The sequence below is a fragment of the Paenibacillus sp. HGH0039 genome, assembly GCF_000411255.1.
Classification (GTDB): domain Bacteria; phylum Bacillota; class Bacilli; order Paenibacillales; family NBRC-103111; genus Paenibacillus_F.
This window is the reverse complement of the sequence record NZ_KE150412.1, coordinates 1,125,592-1,140,538: the sequence shown is the minus strand read 5'-3', so window position 1 is coordinate 1,140,538 and position 14,947 is coordinate 1,125,592. Positions and strand designations below refer to the sequence as shown.

The 14,947-nt window shown below is 57.9% G+C and carries 14 protein-coding genes and 1 pseudogene; 13 read left to right on the top strand and 2 right to left on the bottom strand.

Annotated elements, in window-relative coordinates; genetic code table 11:
• Nucleotides 1-45 precede the first annotated feature (45 nt).
• From HMPREF1207_RS04930 to HMPREF1207_RS04895, 8 genes are all read left to right on the top strand, one after another.
• Nucleotides 46-462, top strand: coding sequence for a hypothetical protein (locus tag HMPREF1207_RS04930; RefSeq protein ID WP_009674000.1), 417 nt, complete (start codon nt 46-48; stop codon nt 460-462).
• 139 nt (nt 463-601) lie between these two features.
• Entirely contained in the window at nt 602-1,525 is a 924-nt protein-coding gene (locus tag HMPREF1207_RS04925; protein WP_009674007.1) for an ABC transporter ATP-binding protein, read from the top strand.
• A complete protein-coding gene (locus HMPREF1207_RS04920) occupies nt 1,522-2,295 on the top strand; it encodes an ABC transporter permease (RefSeq protein WP_009673993.1) in 774 nt (257 codons plus the stop codon). Before HMPREF1207_RS04925 ends, HMPREF1207_RS04920 begins: the two co-directional genes overlap by 4 nt.
• Before the next feature lie 124 nt (nt 2,296-2,419).
• Nucleotides 2,420-3,205, top strand: coding sequence for a lytic transglycosylase domain-containing protein (locus tag HMPREF1207_RS30530; protein ID WP_009674008.1), 786 nt, complete (start codon nt 2,420-2,422; stop codon nt 3,203-3,205).
• Nucleotides 3,206-3,436: 231 nt separating this feature from the next.
• Entirely contained in the window at nt 3,437-4,603 is a 1,167-nt protein-coding gene (locus tag HMPREF1207_RS04910) for a cysteine desulfurase family protein (RefSeq protein ID WP_009673999.1), read from the top strand.
• Nucleotides 4,604-4,605: 2 nt separating this feature from the next.
• On the top strand, nt 4,606-5,823 hold the full coding sequence (gene thiI, locus HMPREF1207_RS04905) for a tRNA uracil 4-sulfurtransferase ThiI (protein WP_009673998.1): 1,218 nt from the start codon (nt 4,606-4,608) through the stop codon (nt 5,821-5,823).
• 150 nt (nt 5,824-5,973) lie between these two features.
• The gene (locus HMPREF1207_RS04900; RefSeq protein ID WP_009674003.1) at nt 5,974-6,645 is read left to right on the top strand and encodes a TerC family protein; all 672 of its coding nucleotides are present in this window, start codon (nt 5,974-5,976) and stop codon (nt 6,643-6,645) included.
• Nucleotides 6,646-6,848: 203 nt separating this feature from the next.
• Nucleotides 6,849-7,673, top strand: a complete 825-nt coding sequence (locus HMPREF1207_RS04895; RefSeq protein ID WP_009673996.1) for an IucA/IucC family C-terminal-domain containing protein — start codon at nt 6,849-6,851, stop codon at nt 7,671-7,673.
• A gap of 280 nt (nt 7,674-7,953) precedes the next feature.
• Here HMPREF1207_RS04895 and HMPREF1207_RS30640 read toward each other — a convergent pair whose 3' ends face one another.
• Together HMPREF1207_RS30640 and HMPREF1207_RS30635 are read right to left on the bottom strand one after the other, a co-directional pair.
• Nucleotides 7,954-8,424, bottom strand: a complete 471-nt coding sequence (locus HMPREF1207_RS30640) for an MFS transporter (protein ID WP_331271684.1) — start codon at nt 8,422-8,424, stop codon at nt 7,954-7,956.
• A gap of 6 nt (nt 8,425-8,430) precedes the next feature.
• A pseudogene (locus tag HMPREF1207_RS30635) lies at nt 8,431-9,168 on the bottom strand (MFS transporter); the annotation flags it as partial.
• A gap of 156 nt (nt 9,169-9,324) precedes the next feature.
• Between HMPREF1207_RS30635 and HMPREF1207_RS04885 the strand changes: the two are divergent.
• The 5 genes from HMPREF1207_RS04885 to HMPREF1207_RS04865 all read left to right on the top strand — a co-directional run bounded on the left by HMPREF1207_RS04885 (nt 9,325) and on the right by HMPREF1207_RS04865 (nt 14,851).
• Nucleotides 9,325-11,058 carry an alkaline phosphatase gene (locus tag HMPREF1207_RS04885; RefSeq protein WP_009673995.1) on the top strand — a complete coding sequence of 578 codons (1,734 nt, stop codon included), beginning with the start codon at nt 9,325-9,327 and terminating at the stop codon, nt 11,056-11,058.
• Between the two features lie 80 nt (nt 11,059-11,138).
• Nucleotides 11,139-11,918, top strand: a complete 780-nt coding sequence (locus HMPREF1207_RS04880; RefSeq protein ID WP_009674005.1) for an ABC transporter ATP-binding protein — start codon at nt 11,139-11,141, stop codon at nt 11,916-11,918.
• The gene (locus HMPREF1207_RS04875) at nt 11,915-13,198 is read left to right on the top strand and encodes an ABC transporter permease (RefSeq protein ID WP_009674004.1); all 1,284 of its coding nucleotides are present in this window, start codon (nt 11,915-11,917) and stop codon (nt 13,196-13,198) included. Before HMPREF1207_RS04880 ends, HMPREF1207_RS04875 begins: the two co-directional genes overlap by 4 nt.
• An 81-nt stretch (nt 13,199-13,279) precedes the next feature.
• Entirely contained in the window at nt 13,280-14,137 is an 858-nt protein-coding gene (locus HMPREF1207_RS04870) for a hypothetical protein (protein ID WP_016423476.1), read from the top strand.
• A gap of 228 nt (nt 14,138-14,365) precedes the next feature.
• Nucleotides 14,366-14,851 carry a hypothetical protein gene (locus tag HMPREF1207_RS04865; RefSeq protein ID WP_009671347.1) on the top strand — a complete coding sequence of 162 codons (486 nt, stop codon included), beginning with the start codon at nt 14,366-14,368 and terminating at the stop codon, nt 14,849-14,851.
• The last annotated feature ends 96 nt before the right edge of the window (nt 14,852-14,947 follow it).

The window sequence follows — 14,947 nt, the reverse complement described above, 5'->3', positions numbered from 1 at the left end:
CGCGCATCCGAAATTCCTCAGCACAGTAAGAGGAGGTCTTCACGTATGACTCACCACAAAAGCCGTAAGAAGCAGGAGCGCACGCGGGAACATTCTCAAAAGCATGACCCGGCTAAAGCGAATTCTTCTGCGGGTCGGGAGCACGCCGGGCATTCGGACCGTGAGGAATATGCGGGCGAACTGGCCCCGGGGCTTGCGGGACGCAATGTGGAAGACGCAGGCGCCCGAAGCAGGGAGGATGCCGACTCGGATTCGTGGATAAGCGCCCGGACGCTCGGTGTTATGGCGCTCGTGTCGTCCGTTCTTTCGTTTTTCCTGCTCCCGTTTGTGCTGGGACCCCTTGGGGCGATTCTCGGGTACATGGCGTTTGCGGACGGAAGCCGGAAAGCCGGCGGCTGGGCAATCGCGATCGGACTGATCAGCTTTTTTTCCAATTTGTTTTTCGTCCCGTTTGTGATCTAGCGAACGGCGGAAAAGGGCCTCCGGGCCCTTTTTTTATATCGGTCATGGAAGGGACGGGACAGACGAAATTAGACGAAACCCCTTCAAACCGTTATAATTTGCTCAGACATGTTAGTGCTGGATAGGATTGGAGGATTAAATGGAAACCGAACAAGCTATGGAACTGGTAGGCGTATCGAAAACGATAGGCGGAAAACCGATTATCAAGGACTTGTCCTTTTCCGTCCGGCGGGGGGAAATTTGCGGTTTTCTGGGACCGAACGGTTCCGGTAAAACGACGACGATCCGTATGATGGTCGGCTTGATGTCGATGAGCGCGGGCGAAATCCGGATTGCGGGCTTTCCCGTAAGGACACAGCGTTCCAAGGCGCTTGCCCATGTGGGCGCTATTGTCGAGAACCCCGAGCTGTATCCTTATATGTCGGGCCATAAAAATCTCGTCCACTTTGCCCGCATGGCGGCCGGACCCATACCGGCGGGACGTATGGAGGAAATCGTAGAGCTGGTCGGGCTGACCGACGCGATTCACGACAAAGTCAAAACGTACTCGCTCGGTATGCGGCAGAGGCTGGGAATCGCCCAGGCGCTTCTTCACCGGCCGACGGTGCTTATTCTGGATGAACCGACCAACGGTCTCGATCCGGCCGGCATACGGGAGCTCCGCGATTATTTGCGCAATTTGGCCAAGACGGAATCGATTGCGATCCTCATCTCCTCCCACCTTCTGGCGGAGGTCGAGCTGATTTGCGACCGCGCCCTGATCATCCAGGAAGGCCGGCTTGTCGGCGAACGTATCGTTCGCGGCGGAGCAACCGCAGAGGATGAGCTGGTGCTGGTCGAATTCGAACTGAAGGGAATCGAGGCGGGAGAGCATACGGCCGGGGAATACGGGCTGCTGAGGCGCGAGAACGGGCTGTATACCGCCAATTTGTCCAAGTCGGCGATTCCGGAAATCGTGTCCCGGCTCGTCGGGCAGGGGATTGATGTGTATCAGGTGGCTATCCGCAAGCCGACGCTTGAAGACACCTTCCTCCAGCTGACGAAAGGAGAGGACAGCCGATGAAATTCCTTTCGCTCGTACAAAATGAAATCATGAAAATCACAAGCAAAAAATCGACTTGGATTTTCTATATCTTTCTGCTGCTGCTCAGTCTGTTTGTCGGTCTTCCCATTAAATTGTGGATTCCCGGCTATTCGGACGGTCACAATTATATCAGCTTTGCCGGTACCGTTTTTATGGTCTGCTCGCTGTTTGTTACCTTGTTTGCCCTTGTTCTTGGGGCGCAGACGGTGACGGAAGAGTACAAGGACGGAACGATCAAGCAGCTGCTGATCCGGCCGGCCGGCCGGACGGCCATTCTGCTGTCGAAGTATACTGCCTGCGTGATTATGGTGCTCATCGCTTACGCGGTTCTTTTTCTGAGCTCCATAGCGGCAGGGGCCGCACTGTTCGGGACGGCCGAGCTGCCTGACGAGCATTTTATCGTGCTGTCCAGCTCGTACTGGTACTCGCTGCCCGACATGCTTTTCATGTTCACACTGGCCTTCTTTATCGCGACGGTGTTCCGCAGCAGTGCGCTGGCGATTACGGTGTCCATTGTCATGAATCTGGCGGGTTCGGCTTTTGCCGCCCTGCAGTACAACTGGGCACGGTACCTGATATTCAACAATACGAACTGGAAGATCTATGATCCCAATCCTCTTGTCAATCAGGATTCGCCGCCTCCTTTCCCGGGAATGACCTTCGGGTTTTCACTGACGATCTATGTGCTGCATCTGATCGTTCTCCTAGGCGTTACGATCCTGGTTTTCCGGAAAAGAGACGTGGCCTGAGCGGATAATTCCGGCTGCGAAGCCGGATTTTCGTCAAATTTGGCAAAAAGGGTTCAAAACGGAACGATTTGTGCCGATATAAGGCTTATAATTTGCTTATGGGCTTACAAACGGGGATGAGAAAATGGTGTCTATTGATCCGCGATTAATGAAAGAACTTTTAAAACTGGAAATGCTGAACAAATCAACGTTGTTTTCCGGCGCCGGCGGAGCAGTGTCGGGTGCCTCCGAATCCGGCGAGGAATTCAGCTCGCTCCTCAACACGCTTCTCATGGAGCAAGGCGGCCTGTCCGCCGATCCGACCGGGGAGGATGCGCTCGGCATTCTGCCGCTGGAAGCGCTGCAGGGCGCGTGGACGGGCTCGGCAGGCGCGGTTCCCGCTGCCGCCGGCACCGGCTTAAGCGTTCAGCGGCAGGCGAAAGCACTCCGTTCCTACGAAACGGCCGCCGGAGCCGTACAAGCTTCTCTGCCCGCTTCCGCGCGCGAAGCGGCTTACGACGCTTACATCGTACAAGCGAGCGAGCGTACGGGCGTAGATCCCGCCCTGATTAAAGCGGTGATTCGCCAGGAGTCCTCCTTTAACCCGAATACGGTTTCGAGAGCGGGAGCCAAGGGGCTTATGCAGCTGATGGACGGCACGGCAAACGGACTGGGCGTCACGAACGCCTTCGATCCGCAGCAGAATATCCAGGGCGGAGCGCAGTACTTGTCCTACCAGCTTAAGCGTTTCGACGGAAATGTCGGCGTCGCTTTGGCGGCCTATAACGCGGGACCCGGACGGGTCAACAAGCTGGGGATCAAAAACGATTCCGATTTACTAGAGAAAATGCATCTGCTGCCGAATGAAACTCAGCAGTATGTGAAAAAGGTTATGAATGCCAAGGAACGGTACGATCGGGAATTTACTTAAGCCTTAATAACGTTGGAAAGAAGCGGTTTCTCCGGCTGGAGAGGCCGCTTCTTTCTTTTTTTACAGAAGGTCCGGCAAGGTGCGGAAGCGATCTTGGAAAAGGCAATCGGCTTGCTTTGATGATAAAGGCGGCTTGTGTTCGGGGTGGTTTTGCGATTTAATGAGGAATATGCACGTGACAGGCACAACCTTTAACGCGATCTTTTTTTCTATTAGAAAGGACAGAGATAGATGCTTTATTTGGATAACGCGGCAACAACCCAGCCTTACAAGGAAGTGGCGGAGACGGTTGCGGACGTGATGCTCCAGCATTTCGGCAATCCGTCTTCGATTCATAAATTCGGCCTGGACGCCGAGAAACTGGTTAAAAAGAGCCGCGAGGTGATTGCCTCCGCTCTTAAGGCCCGGCCGGAAGAAATCATTTTTACGTCGGGCGGTACGGAGAGCAGCAATCTGGCCATCAAAGGAGCGGCTTACCGGTACCGCAGCCGGGGCCGTCATCTGATTACAACAGCTGTCGAGCACGCTTCCGTAACGGAGGCTTTCCGTCAATTGCAGGCGGAAGGCTTTGAAGTGACGGTTCTTCCCGTAGACGAAACGGGCCAAGTCCGTGTGGAGGATCTGAAGGCGGCCGTCACCGGGGAGACCATTCTCGTCAGCGTCATGCATGTGAACAACGAGATGGGGCGGATACAGCCGATCGGAGAGATCGGCCGGTGGCTGCGAGAGAAGCAGACCGTGCTGTTTCATGTGGACGCCGTACAGGGAGTAGGCAAGCTGCCTCTTTCTCCGGACGAGCTGGGCATCGACCTGATGAGCGCGTCCGCTCACAAGTTCAAAGGCCCCAAAGGAGCGGGCTTCCTCTATAAGCGGACGGGCATCGACCTTCAGGCCCAGCTTGCCGGGGGAGGCCAGGAGCAGGGAATACGCTCCGGCACCGAGAACGTGCCCCTGATCGTCGGGATGGCTAAAGCGCTTCGGATCGCCACCGATAATCTGGAAGAAGACATCCGGCGTAAGCGGGCTTTCCGCACCATTGCGGTCGAAGGCATTCTCGGGCTTCCCGGGCTGGCTCTGACAGGTTCCCGCGAAGAAGAAGACATGGCGCCCCATCTCGTTCATTTTACTTACCCGGGCATGAATTCCGAAGTTGTCGTACATGCTTTGGAGCAGCGGGGCATATATATATCAACGAAGTCGGCTTGTTCTTCGGGAGAGCCGGAGCCGAGCAAAGTGCTGCTCTCCATGGGGCTGGACCGGGCGCATGCTTCAAGCGGCCTGCGGGTCAGCTGGACCGAAGAGCATTCGGAAGACGATGCCCGCCGGTTCGTAGAAGCGCTCCGCGGCGTAATCGCCGATCTCGTACCGGTGTCTGCGCGGACGAAAGGGGGACGCTGACCATGATGTCTCCTTTGAAGCCCGATCTGCTGCTCGTCCGTTTCGGAGAAATGATGCTGAAGGGCAAAAACCGCTCGCGGTTTGAAAAAAAGGTCGTCAGCCAGCTCCGTGGCGTTCTTGCGCCCTTTGCGCAGGTCAAGCTGGTGACCGAATACGGCCGGGTGTATATCCGGCTCTCCGATGCGCCCGCCGAAGATGTAGGCAAAGCCGTCTCGAAAGTGTTCGGTATTGAAACATACAGTCCCGTGTACACGGCTCCATCCGACAGCGAAGCGATTCAGGCGGTGGCGGTCGCGCTTATGAAGAAAGTCGTGAAGCGTCCGCAGACGTTTAAAGTGGAAGTCAAGCGCGTGGATAAAAGCTTTCCGTTCGATACGCTGGAAATGAACCGGATCGTCGGCGGCGCCGTGCTCCGGGCTTGTCCGGAGCTCAGCGTAGATGTGCGCAGCCCCGAAACGACCCTGAGGGTGGAGCTTCGGGAGCAAGGGGCGCTGCTGTTCGTGGAGACCTTCGAGGGAGCGGGAGGTTACCCGCTCGGCACGAACGGCAAAGCCGTGCTCCTGCTCTCCGGCGGGATCGACAGCCCGGTGGCGGGCTGGCAGGCGATGCGCCGGGGTCTTGAGCTGGAAGCGGTGCATTTCCACAGCTTCCCGTACACGAGCGAGCGGGCCAAGGAGAAGGTGATCCAGCTGGCCCGCAAGTTGTCCGCGTACAGCGGCGGAAGCATCAAGCTGCACCTCGTGTCTTTCACCGAGGTGCAGACGTCGATTTATGCCGCGTACAAGGACAATCTGCTCGTCACCATTCTCCGCCGCGCCATGTACCGCATTGCGGAGACGATTGCGGAGCGGGAGAAGGCGCTGGCGCTGGTGACGGGAGAAAGTCTCGGGCAGGTGGCGAGCCAGACGCTGCCGAGCTTGAATGCGATCGGCCGGGCCGTATCGCTTCCTGTCCTGCAGCCTTTGATTGCGACGGACAAGAAGGAGATCATCCGCATGGCCGAGCAAATCGATACGTATACGTTATCGATTCAGCCTTACGAAGACTGCTGTACGCTGTTCCTGCCGCCGTCGCCGAGCACCAACCCGAACCTCCGGGTCATCGAAGCGATCGAAAGAGGCCTTCCGCAGCTAGAGGAATGGATCCTGCGAGCTGCGCAGGAGGCGGAAACCGTCGTCGTGACTCCTGAGGATAAGGCGGAAGAGGACGCCTATTTCTGATTCCTTCCGTCACGGACGGATAAGGAAAAGGAAGGGGTGTCCGATCCGGCGATGTGAGGCCGCGGCCGGCCGCGGGCAGCTTTAAGCTCTAGGCTTAGGCGGCTTTGCTTTGACTACGAGTGGAGCCTGAAGCGGAAGGGGAGAAGCGGTGTGCTCGAACAGCTTGGACTGTTTCTGCAAATCATGCTGATCAACATCGTACTCAGCGGAGACAACGCCGTCGTCATCGCGATGGCAAGCAAAAATCTGCCGGCCGCGCAGCGCAGGCAGGCCGTATGGTGGGGAGCGTTCGGCGCGATCGCCCTGCGGCTCATTTTGACCATTATCGCCGTGGGCGTTCTGAAAATCCCCTTTATCCAGGCGGCAGGCTCGGTATTCCTGCTCTGGATCGCCGTGAAGCTGTTGATGGACAACGATGCTCATTCGTCCGTCCTGCAGGCCAGCACCCTGTCGAAGGCGGTCTGGACGATCATTGCGGCCGATTTCGTCATGAGTTTGGACAATGTGCTGGCGATTGCCGCTGCTGCCGGGAATAATCTGACCATTCTGATCCTGGGGATCGGGCTGAGCATTCCCATCATCATCTGGGGAAGCGCCGTTGTCGTGGAGCTTCTGGAAAAGATGCCGGTGCTCATTTACATGGGGGCGGCCGTTCTGGGCTTTACCGCCGGAGAGATGTTCCTCAGCGATGCGAAGCTGAGCGGTTGGCTTCTCGGGGAATGGCCGCATTGGCCGGTTCCGTGGCTGGGGGCCGTTCTGGTCGTTGGCATCGGTCTCTTGAAAAAATGGCTGCTTCCGGCCAAAAGAAAAACCGTGTTCTGACAGGGCATCGCAGTCTAGCCTGCTTTTTCAAGGTGTATGCGGAGTCTGATCATTCAAACGGCCGGTCCTTCAGGGGCCGGTCTTTTCATGCTGTGTACGATATGGTAAACTGTTCATCAGTGATAATGGTTCTCATTTATGAGAAGTCGTTGTAAACAGGATTCTGCCGACCCGGCAGGCTGATTTTACAGGGGGTGAGAGATGTGCAGACGGAAAACCATCACGCATGGACGGAAGATCCGGCGAAATTCCAGGAATTTTATGCCAAACAGTTTCGCGTCCTTCTAGGCGGAGAGAAACTCCTTGAGAAAACGACCGGAGGAAGCGATTTTTTGCAGGAAGGCTTGCAGGAAATGATCGGGCATTACAAGGACGTGTATAAAACCGAACACCTTCGCGCAATCGGCGCCACTCTATCGAGCTACCTGAGCCTGATACCGGCCGCTTTTCTTCACGCCATGTCGCACCATAACATCGCTTTGCCGCTGGATCCGGCTTCAACGTCCATCCAGTACGATCAAGAATCGTTCTACCTGCATCTGCAGGGAAGCCCCTCAACCTTTGCGGTGCCGGAACTTTCGCGGGAAGAGAGGCGGGCACATTTGGTCGGCGGCTTGTTCGACTCTTATATGAAGCCCGTGTTTCAGAGGCTCCGGGAACTGACTGGGATAGATAAGCATTCCCAGTGGTCATACGCCGCATTAACGCTGCATAGAAGCTATCAAAATTGGATGGATACGGCTGCCACGGAGGAGCTTAAACTCCTTCTCCGGGAAGACTATGAATATATCGTCGGAGTCTCGGACCCTGCCTGGTTCGAATGTTCGGGAATTCGGGACCGGCACCCGCTGGATCTTCCTTTCAAGTTTGTGCCGGACGTTTATAACGCAGGCAAAACAGTGCGCATGAAATACCGCTGCTGTCTGTATTACAAGCTGACGGACACCTACTGTTACACGTGTCCGGCCATTACGGAAGAACACCGCTCCCGCCGTGCGGAAGAAATTATTTCGGCCAGAAGCAAGTAGACTGCGGGCAAGCCGGTTGCATCTGCAATCTCGGCCGTTTCACGCGCCTCGCGCACCAAAAACCGCCGTTGCTCCCGGAGTAACGGCGGTTTTATTTGGGTTCGGGTAATTTGGCGAGCCTGCGACTAATGCAGGGCCAGCTTGCAGCGGCTGTGGTGCAGGCGGTTGACGGCGTCATGCGATGTCGCACGGTGCGCCGGGACCCTGCCTGCGCGGGATTGTCAGCCGTTTTGTTCTTCGCGGCGTGCCCCGAGTTTACCAAGCGTCTGGTTAAGCCGCTTTATGCGGCTTTAAGCTGCGCGCTTTTGCGCCGTGTCAGCAGCAGATAGACGCTGTAAATGACGATCAGCAGCACGATGAGCAGCACGGACCAGCGATAGGCGGCCCCGTAGCTGCCGACAAGAGAAGCGAACGCGCCGAGCAGCATCGAGCCGGTCCCGATGCCCAGATCGTTGGCGGAGTAGAACGTGCCGTTGGCCGCTCCCCTTCGGGACGGCTCCGTCCGGTCGATCGTCCACGCCAGCAGGGCGGGCTGCACGGAGCCGAATCCCGCTCCGAAGACAGCCGCAGCTGCGGCAAGCGACGACGCGGAATGGGCGTAGGAGAGCAGCCACAGACCCGCGCCGGTAAAGAAGGCGCCCGGAAACAGCACCCACGCCGGCCCCTTGCGGTCATAAACCAGTCCCGTCAGCGGACGGGTGATTAGCAGCATGACCGCATTGCAGACGAAGAACCAGCCGACGTTGCCGATACCGGCTTCCTTACCGAACAGGGTGAGGAAAGTGACGATTCCGCCGTAGCAGACGGCCGTACAGAACAGCAGAAGGGACGGAAGCAGCGCCCCCGGCTCGATCAGCCCTTCGCGGAACCCGCGCCATGAGAAGGGGCGGGAAGAAGCGGGTGGTTTTTTACGCCCCGATCTGATAAACAAGGAGAGCAGCAAAGCCGAGAAAGCGAGGGCGGTGGAGAAAATGAACAACGGGTGAAAGCCGTACTCCGCGGCGATCCACAAGCCCGTCAAGGGGGCCAGGGCCATCGCCATCGTATTGGACAATCCGTAGATGCCCATCCCTTCGCCCCGGCGCTCGGAAGGGATGATATCCGAAATCACCGTCCCGAGCGAGGTGGTGGAAATTCCCCAGCCGATTCCGTGAATAAATCGGAGCGCGAGCAGCATGGCGACAACGGCGGCCGCCGAATAACCGAGCACGGCCAGCCCGCACAAGGCGAGCCCCGCGGAAAGCACATGCCTCCGGCCGATCGTGTCCAGCGCTCTGCCCGCGAAGGGGCGCGTCAGCAGAGAGGCGACGGTAAAAGTACCCATGGCAAGCCCGATCTGGGTCTGCCCGCCGCCGATACCGGCCGCATAAAGCGGAATGGTCGGAATGAGCAGCTGAAAACTGAAAAATAAAAGCAGGTTCGAAAGGGAGGTTACCGCAAAGTCTCGGGTCCAGAGCGGTTTTTTCTTGGATTTCCGGTTCGTAGCCATCTCCGTTCTCCTGTCCTTCTGGTTACCGGTAGTATCCCCTTTTTACATCGGCTTAATAGTATCCCCTTAATTTAACAAACTTGCGCGTTTTCTTTTAACTGTCGGAAATAGTAAAGCCGTACGATGAGACTTGTTGGGAACTTAAAGTCGGAGGGGATTCTTTTGAAAAAGATCATTCATCGTTCGATGATTGCCGGAACGGCAATCGCACTTCTTCCATTCACGCTGGCAAGCGGCGCACTGGCCGCAGGCACAACGGCTGCAGAGAAAGAACAGAAGGCGGTATCCAAGAACGTGATCGTGCTGATCGGCGACGGAATGGGACCGGCCCAGGTGTCGGCCGGACGTACGTTTTCCAAAAATAAGCTGGGCAAGGATCATTTGGAGCTCGACTCCTACTACGTCGGACAAGCCACTACATATGCGGACCGGGGAGAAGACGGCGGCACAATCGTTTCCGGTGAAGTGACGGACTCCGCTTCGGCGGGAACGGCTTTCGCAACGGGCAATAAAACATACAACGCCGCGATCAGCGTTTCGAACGAAGACGTGTCCAAGCCGTTCGCTTCCGTGATCGAAGCTTCCGAGCTGGCGGGCAAAGCGACGGGACTCGTCACCACCGCTCGTATCACTCACGCTACACCGGCCGTTTACGCTTCTCACGTGCGCAACCGCGACAACGAGAGCGCCATCGCGTCCCAATATTTGAACGACGGGAATGTGGACGTGCTGTTCGGCGGCGGCAAGCAGTTTTTCCTGAGCAAGGACGAGAAGGGCAAGCGGACGGACAAAACGATCATTCCGGACTTCGAAAAAGAAGGCTACAAAGTCGTGTACGACAAGCAGGGGCTGTCATCGCTGGACGGCAAAACCGGAAAAGCGCTCGGCCTGTTCGGAAACTCCCACGTGGATTATGTGCTGGACCGCACGAACACCGTCCCTAATCTCGCGGAAATGACCAGCAAAGCGATCGACATTCTTTCCGCCAATCCGAAAGGATTTACGATGATGGTGGAAGGCGGACGCATCGACCATGCGGGTCATGCGAACGATCTGCCGTCCGTCGTGCAGGAAATGCTCGATTTCGACGCAGCGGTTAAAGTCGCCATGGAATTTGCGAAAAAAGACGGTAACACGTCCGTCGTCGTAACGGCGGATCACGAAACAGGCGGTCTCTCGCTTTCCCGTGACAACATTTACGAGATCAACGTGGACGCTTGGGACGACCAGCAAAAATCGTCGGAACTGATCGGCGGAGAGCTCAAAAACGCCAAAACCGTCGAAGACGTGAAAGCGCTCGTAGCCAAATATACCGGCCATACGGATCTGACCGACGACGAAGCGAAATTCATTCTCGCCGGAGACGGCTCTTCGTACAAGCAGGAAGGCGCATTTAACGCCGTAATGTCCAAGCGCTACCTTGTAGGCTGGTCCGGACACGGTCATTCCGCCGTCGACGTGGGCGTATGGGCTTACGGTCCTATCGCCGAGAAGGTCAAAGGCCAGATCGACAACACCGAAATCGCGCGCGCCGTGGCTTCCGTGGCGGGTATCGATCTGAAAGCGGCGACAGACAAGCTGCAGAGCGAATATGCGTACCCGAAATTCAAAGTGACCCGCGAAGGTGCGGTACTTTATCCGGCCAGAGCGCTGGCTGAAACGCTGGGCGCCGAAGTGAAATGGAACGGGGATGCAAGAGAAGTCGTTCTGAGCGCGGGCGGCGTCAATCTTTCCGTAAACATCGATACGCAGGCAGCGGCCTTGAACGGCCAGCCAAGCGGCTTCAAAGCGAACATCGACAACAACGTCCTCTATCTCCCGCTGGAAGCATTCAACAAGCTTACGGGCAAAAACTTGACATGGGACGCGCTCTCCGAGCGGATCAAGCTGAAATAATCGGCCGGGCGGAGCAGTACCGGCATCATCCGACGGACAGGGGCATGAAGCTCCTGTCCGTTTTCAATGGAGGCTGATACATGATGATTAAGCTTACAGGCGTTAAAAAACAGTTCCGGCTGCCCGGCGAAGGGGAGCTCCCCATTTTATCCGTTCCGGAATGGGAAGTGGGGGAAGGCGCGCAGCTTGCGTTAACCGGTCCCAGCGGAAGCGGCAAAAGTACGCTGCTCCATCTGCTCTGCGGCGTACTCGCCCCGGACGAAGGGCAGATAACTGTCGACGATGTGCCTCTTCATGCCCAATCCCAGGCCCAGCGCGACCGCTTCCGTTCCGAGAAGGTCGGAATCATCTTTCAGGATTTTCACCTCATGGCCTCGCTGACAGCGAGGCAGAACGTGGAGCTGGCCCTGCCCGTGAAAATGCCTAAACCGCGTAAGCGGGAACTCACAGCGGAATGGTTCGAACGCGTCGGACTTGCCGACCGGATGAATCATCTGCCCGGTCAGCTGTCCCGCGGACAGCAGCAGAGGGTGGCGATGATCCGGGCCCTGATCCGCAGCCCGAAAATCGTGCTGGCCGATGAGCCGACGGGAAGCCTGGACCGGGAAACGGCCGAGGACGTGATGCGGCTTCTCCTCGAGCTTACCGCATCCTCGAATGCGACGCTGCTGGTCGTGACCCATGATCTCGAGCTGGCGGCCGGGTTCCGGACCAGGACGCACATCGGGGAGCTTAACGAGTGGTACACGCCGAAGGAAGCGATCCGCCCGGCGGGCGGGCCTGGTCGTGACCGTATTTTGCCGGGAGATATAGCTGAACCCTCGGGGACGTCCGGATGGAAAGGGGAAAAGCTGGGATGAGTGTTTTCCGGGTTATTTGGCGCAATGCGCTTCACCGTAAGACATTATCGGTCTTAACGATGCTTTCGGTCGCCTTGACGGCCGCTTTGCTGCTGTTCGTGCTGATGTGGAACGAAGGCGTGGAGAAAGGCGCTGAGAAAGGATACGGTCCGTTCGAGATTACGATGGGCGCGGAGGGGAGCAAGACCCAGCTTGCGATGAGCACCTACTATCATATCGGGGCGCCGACCGGGAATATTCCGAACGCCTTATATGAGCAGGTGAAGAAAGAAGCCGAGGCGGAGGAAGTTTTCGCCATAACGACGGGAGATAATCTGAACGGTTATCCCATAGTAGGCGTAGACGCCCGGTATTTCGCCGTCCGGTACGGAGATAAACAGCTCGCGTCAGGAAGCTTGTACGACGGGCTCGGCGAAGCGGTTATCGGCTCACATGCCGCCCGTACGCTCGGCTTGAATGTGGGAGATACGTTCAAGGGCGGGCACGGCCTTGTCCATTCCGCCGAAGCGGCGGGAGAGCATGCGGAGGAGCACCATGAGGAAGAGAGCGGGGGGCATGCGGACGCAAGCCATGAGGGCGCACAAGGCGAGCATAACGAGCATAACGAGCATGACGAGCATGAAGCTTTCTCGTACAAAGTCGTCGGCATCCTGCCGCCTCTGCACTCTCCCGACGATCGTGCCGTGTTCACGACACTGGACTACGCCTGGGCGGTCCACGGGGAAGCAGCGCAGCACGACCGCGAAGTGACGGCGCTTATGGTGAAGCCGAAATCGCTTCTCGGAGCCCAGGCGCTCAAAAACAAATACGACGCAATGACGGGCCTTCAGGCCATGTATACCGGCAAGGCCGTAGCGGACGTCGTCAATGTGGTGGATAAAGGCACGCAGGTCGTGCAGATCGTTACGTACCTTTGCGTCCTTTTGGCCGCTTTGACCCTGCTGCTTTCTTTGCTGGCGGCGGCAAGCGAACGCCGCAAAGATGTCGCGCTGCTGCGCCTGATCGGCAAACCGGGACGGTACGTGTGGGCGGCGCTTGTCGGCGAAGGGGTTTTTCTGACCGCGGGAGGTCTGCTTGTCGGCCTTCTGCTCGGCCATAGCGCCGGAGCCGCCGGAAGCTCCCTGCTGTTTGACTTCGCGGGAATCCAGATCGATCCATGGTCGCTTGCGCCCGGCGAGCTGCTGCTTGCGGGAGGAGCCGTCCTGCTCGGCATAGCCGCTTCGGCGATTCCGGCCTGGCAGGTTTACCGGGTGGACCCCTTGTATCTGTTCCGTTCCTGATCCGGCTGCGGCAGCGCCGCCGCCGCGCTGTCCGAAAGACCGGACAGCAATTCCATTCCCTTATGTAGGAGGAGATCCATAATGAAGTATACCCGCACGGTTTTGACGATTCTCGCCGCCGCGCTCCTGACATCCGCCTGCGGCAAAGAAGAGGCGCCGAAGACTGCCGCGCAGTCGTTCGGCTCCGCATCGGCCGCGCAGACGCCGGCAGACGCCGCCGCGTCCCCGTCCGCGGCAGCGCCTCCCGCGGGAAGCGCCGCGCCGGAGGGGACGCCCGCCCCGACCGGCACAGGCACAGGCGCCCCGGGCGGCCTGCCGCCGGCTGCCGGCGATGCGGGCGGAGCGCCCGCATCATCCGCATCGCCGGGAACGGCTCCGCGGCAGAGCCCTGCGCCGGGCGCGGCAGCAGCGGGCGGCTCCGTGCAGCCGTCGGCGGCTCCTTCCGGCGGCACGGCCGCCGGGACCGCTCCTGCGGCAAGCGCGCCGCCGCAGAAGAATGCGTCCGCCGGGAACGGCCCCGCGGACAAGACTCCGGCCGCCGCGAAGCCGACGGCGGCCCCGGCCAAATCTTCGTCCCCCGTGCTGAAGTGGACGGAGTTCTTCGACGACGAGAAACAGGCGACGCCGTCGAATAAATTCTGGGATCTCAACGGCAAAAGCGTAGAGATCCGCGGGTTTATGGGCGAAGTCCTGTCCTTCGACAAGCACTGGTTTCTGCTCATTCCCGCGCCCGGGGCGGAATGCCCTTTTGACAACGGGGACGAGACTTACTGGAACAAGATTATGATCGTATTCGTGCCGAAGGAGACGAAGCTGCGCTACACGTCAGGTCCCCTTAAAATCAAGGGCAGACTCGACGTGGGCATTAAAGTCGACGAGTCCGGCTACAAAACGATGTTCCGGCTCTACGACGCCTCTTTTGAATCGATAAAAGAATAGCTTCTCCGCATTTCCGCCCGAGGATTGGCTCTAGCCAGCATTTCCCGTTTGCGATAAACTGGAAATAAAAAGCGTGTCGATACCGGGCGGAATTGCCCGCGGACGCGGAGGGGCGGACTGCCGGACTTCCAAGATACGGAGATGGCGATCAGGAAACCTCGCCGCAATTCCGGCAATCCGCAGATCCGCTATCCGTCAAGGTGTCGTCCGAATACAGGGGGATCGCAGATGTCGAACAAACCGTTATCTATGGGAATCATTCTTGTCGGGGTGGCTCTAGTTCTGCTGCTCGGAAAAATCGGCGTTTTCACGTTCATCGGGGCGCTTTTGTGGCCGCTTGTGCTGCTCGTGCTGCCCGGCCTTGTGCTGCACGCCCTCGTCTTCAACCGGACACTGCCATCCGCGGCGGTTTTTCCGGGCGGCGTTCTCGTTACGTACGGTATTCTCTTTTTCCTGTGCAGCCTGTTCGGCTGGGGGCTCATGTCCATTCTGTGGCCGGGATTCATTTTCGGGATCGCGGTCGGGCTCTATGAACTCGTCTATTTCGAAAAAGGCCGGGATAACGGGCTGCGGATGATTGCCATCGGACTCGCGCTCGTCTCCGTAGTGCTGCTGCTCTTCAACCTGGTGTTTACGGTGAGCATCTACGTGTTTATCGTGCTTCTGCTGGCGGCAGGCGTCGTACTGATCGTATCAGGCAAAAGAATCTGGTAGCGTGTAAAATAGAGTGGAAATCGGAGGAGAAAACCTCTTTTACTGCCGAAAAATCTTGCTTTTAGAAGTTCTATCGCGTATAATCGGAACGTTGTA

What these genes read in the sequence shown, in the direction of transcription:
- HMPREF1207_RS04920 (WP_009673993.1), top strand. Translation starts at nt 1,522, where the DNA reads ATGAAATTCCTTTCGCTCGTACAAAATGAAATCATGAAAATCACAAGC.
- HMPREF1207_RS04925 (WP_009674007.1), top strand. Translation starts at nt 602, where the DNA reads ATGGAAACCGAACAAGCTATGGAACTGGTAGGCGTATCGAAAACGATA.
- HMPREF1207_RS04875 (WP_009674004.1), top strand. Translation starts at nt 11,915, where the DNA reads ATGAGTGTTTTCCGGGTTATTTGGCGCAATGCGCTTCACCGTAAGACA.
- HMPREF1207_RS30530 (WP_009674008.1), top strand. Translation starts at nt 2,420, where the DNA reads ATGGTGTCTATTGATCCGCGATTAATGAAAGAACTTTTAAAACTGGAA.
- HMPREF1207_RS04880 (WP_009674005.1), top strand. Translation starts at nt 11,139, where the DNA reads ATGATGATTAAGCTTACAGGCGTTAAAAAACAGTTCCGGCTGCCCGGC.
- HMPREF1207_RS04910 (WP_009673999.1), top strand. Translation starts at nt 3,437, where the DNA reads ATGCTTTATTTGGATAACGCGGCAACAACCCAGCCTTACAAGGAAGTG.
- HMPREF1207_RS04930 (WP_009674000.1), top strand. Translation starts at nt 46, where the DNA reads ATGACTCACCACAAAAGCCGTAAGAAGCAGGAGCGCACGCGGGAACAT.
- HMPREF1207_RS04865 (WP_009671347.1), top strand. Translation starts at nt 14,366, where the DNA reads ATGTCGAACAAACCGTTATCTATGGGAATCATTCTTGTCGGGGTGGCT.
- HMPREF1207_RS04870 (WP_016423476.1), top strand. Translation starts at nt 13,280, where the DNA reads ATGAAGTATACCCGCACGGTTTTGACGATTCTCGCCGCCGCGCTCCTG.
- thiI (WP_009673998.1), top strand. Translation starts at nt 4,606, where the DNA reads ATGATGTCTCCTTTGAAGCCCGATCTGCTGCTCGTCCGTTTCGGAGAA.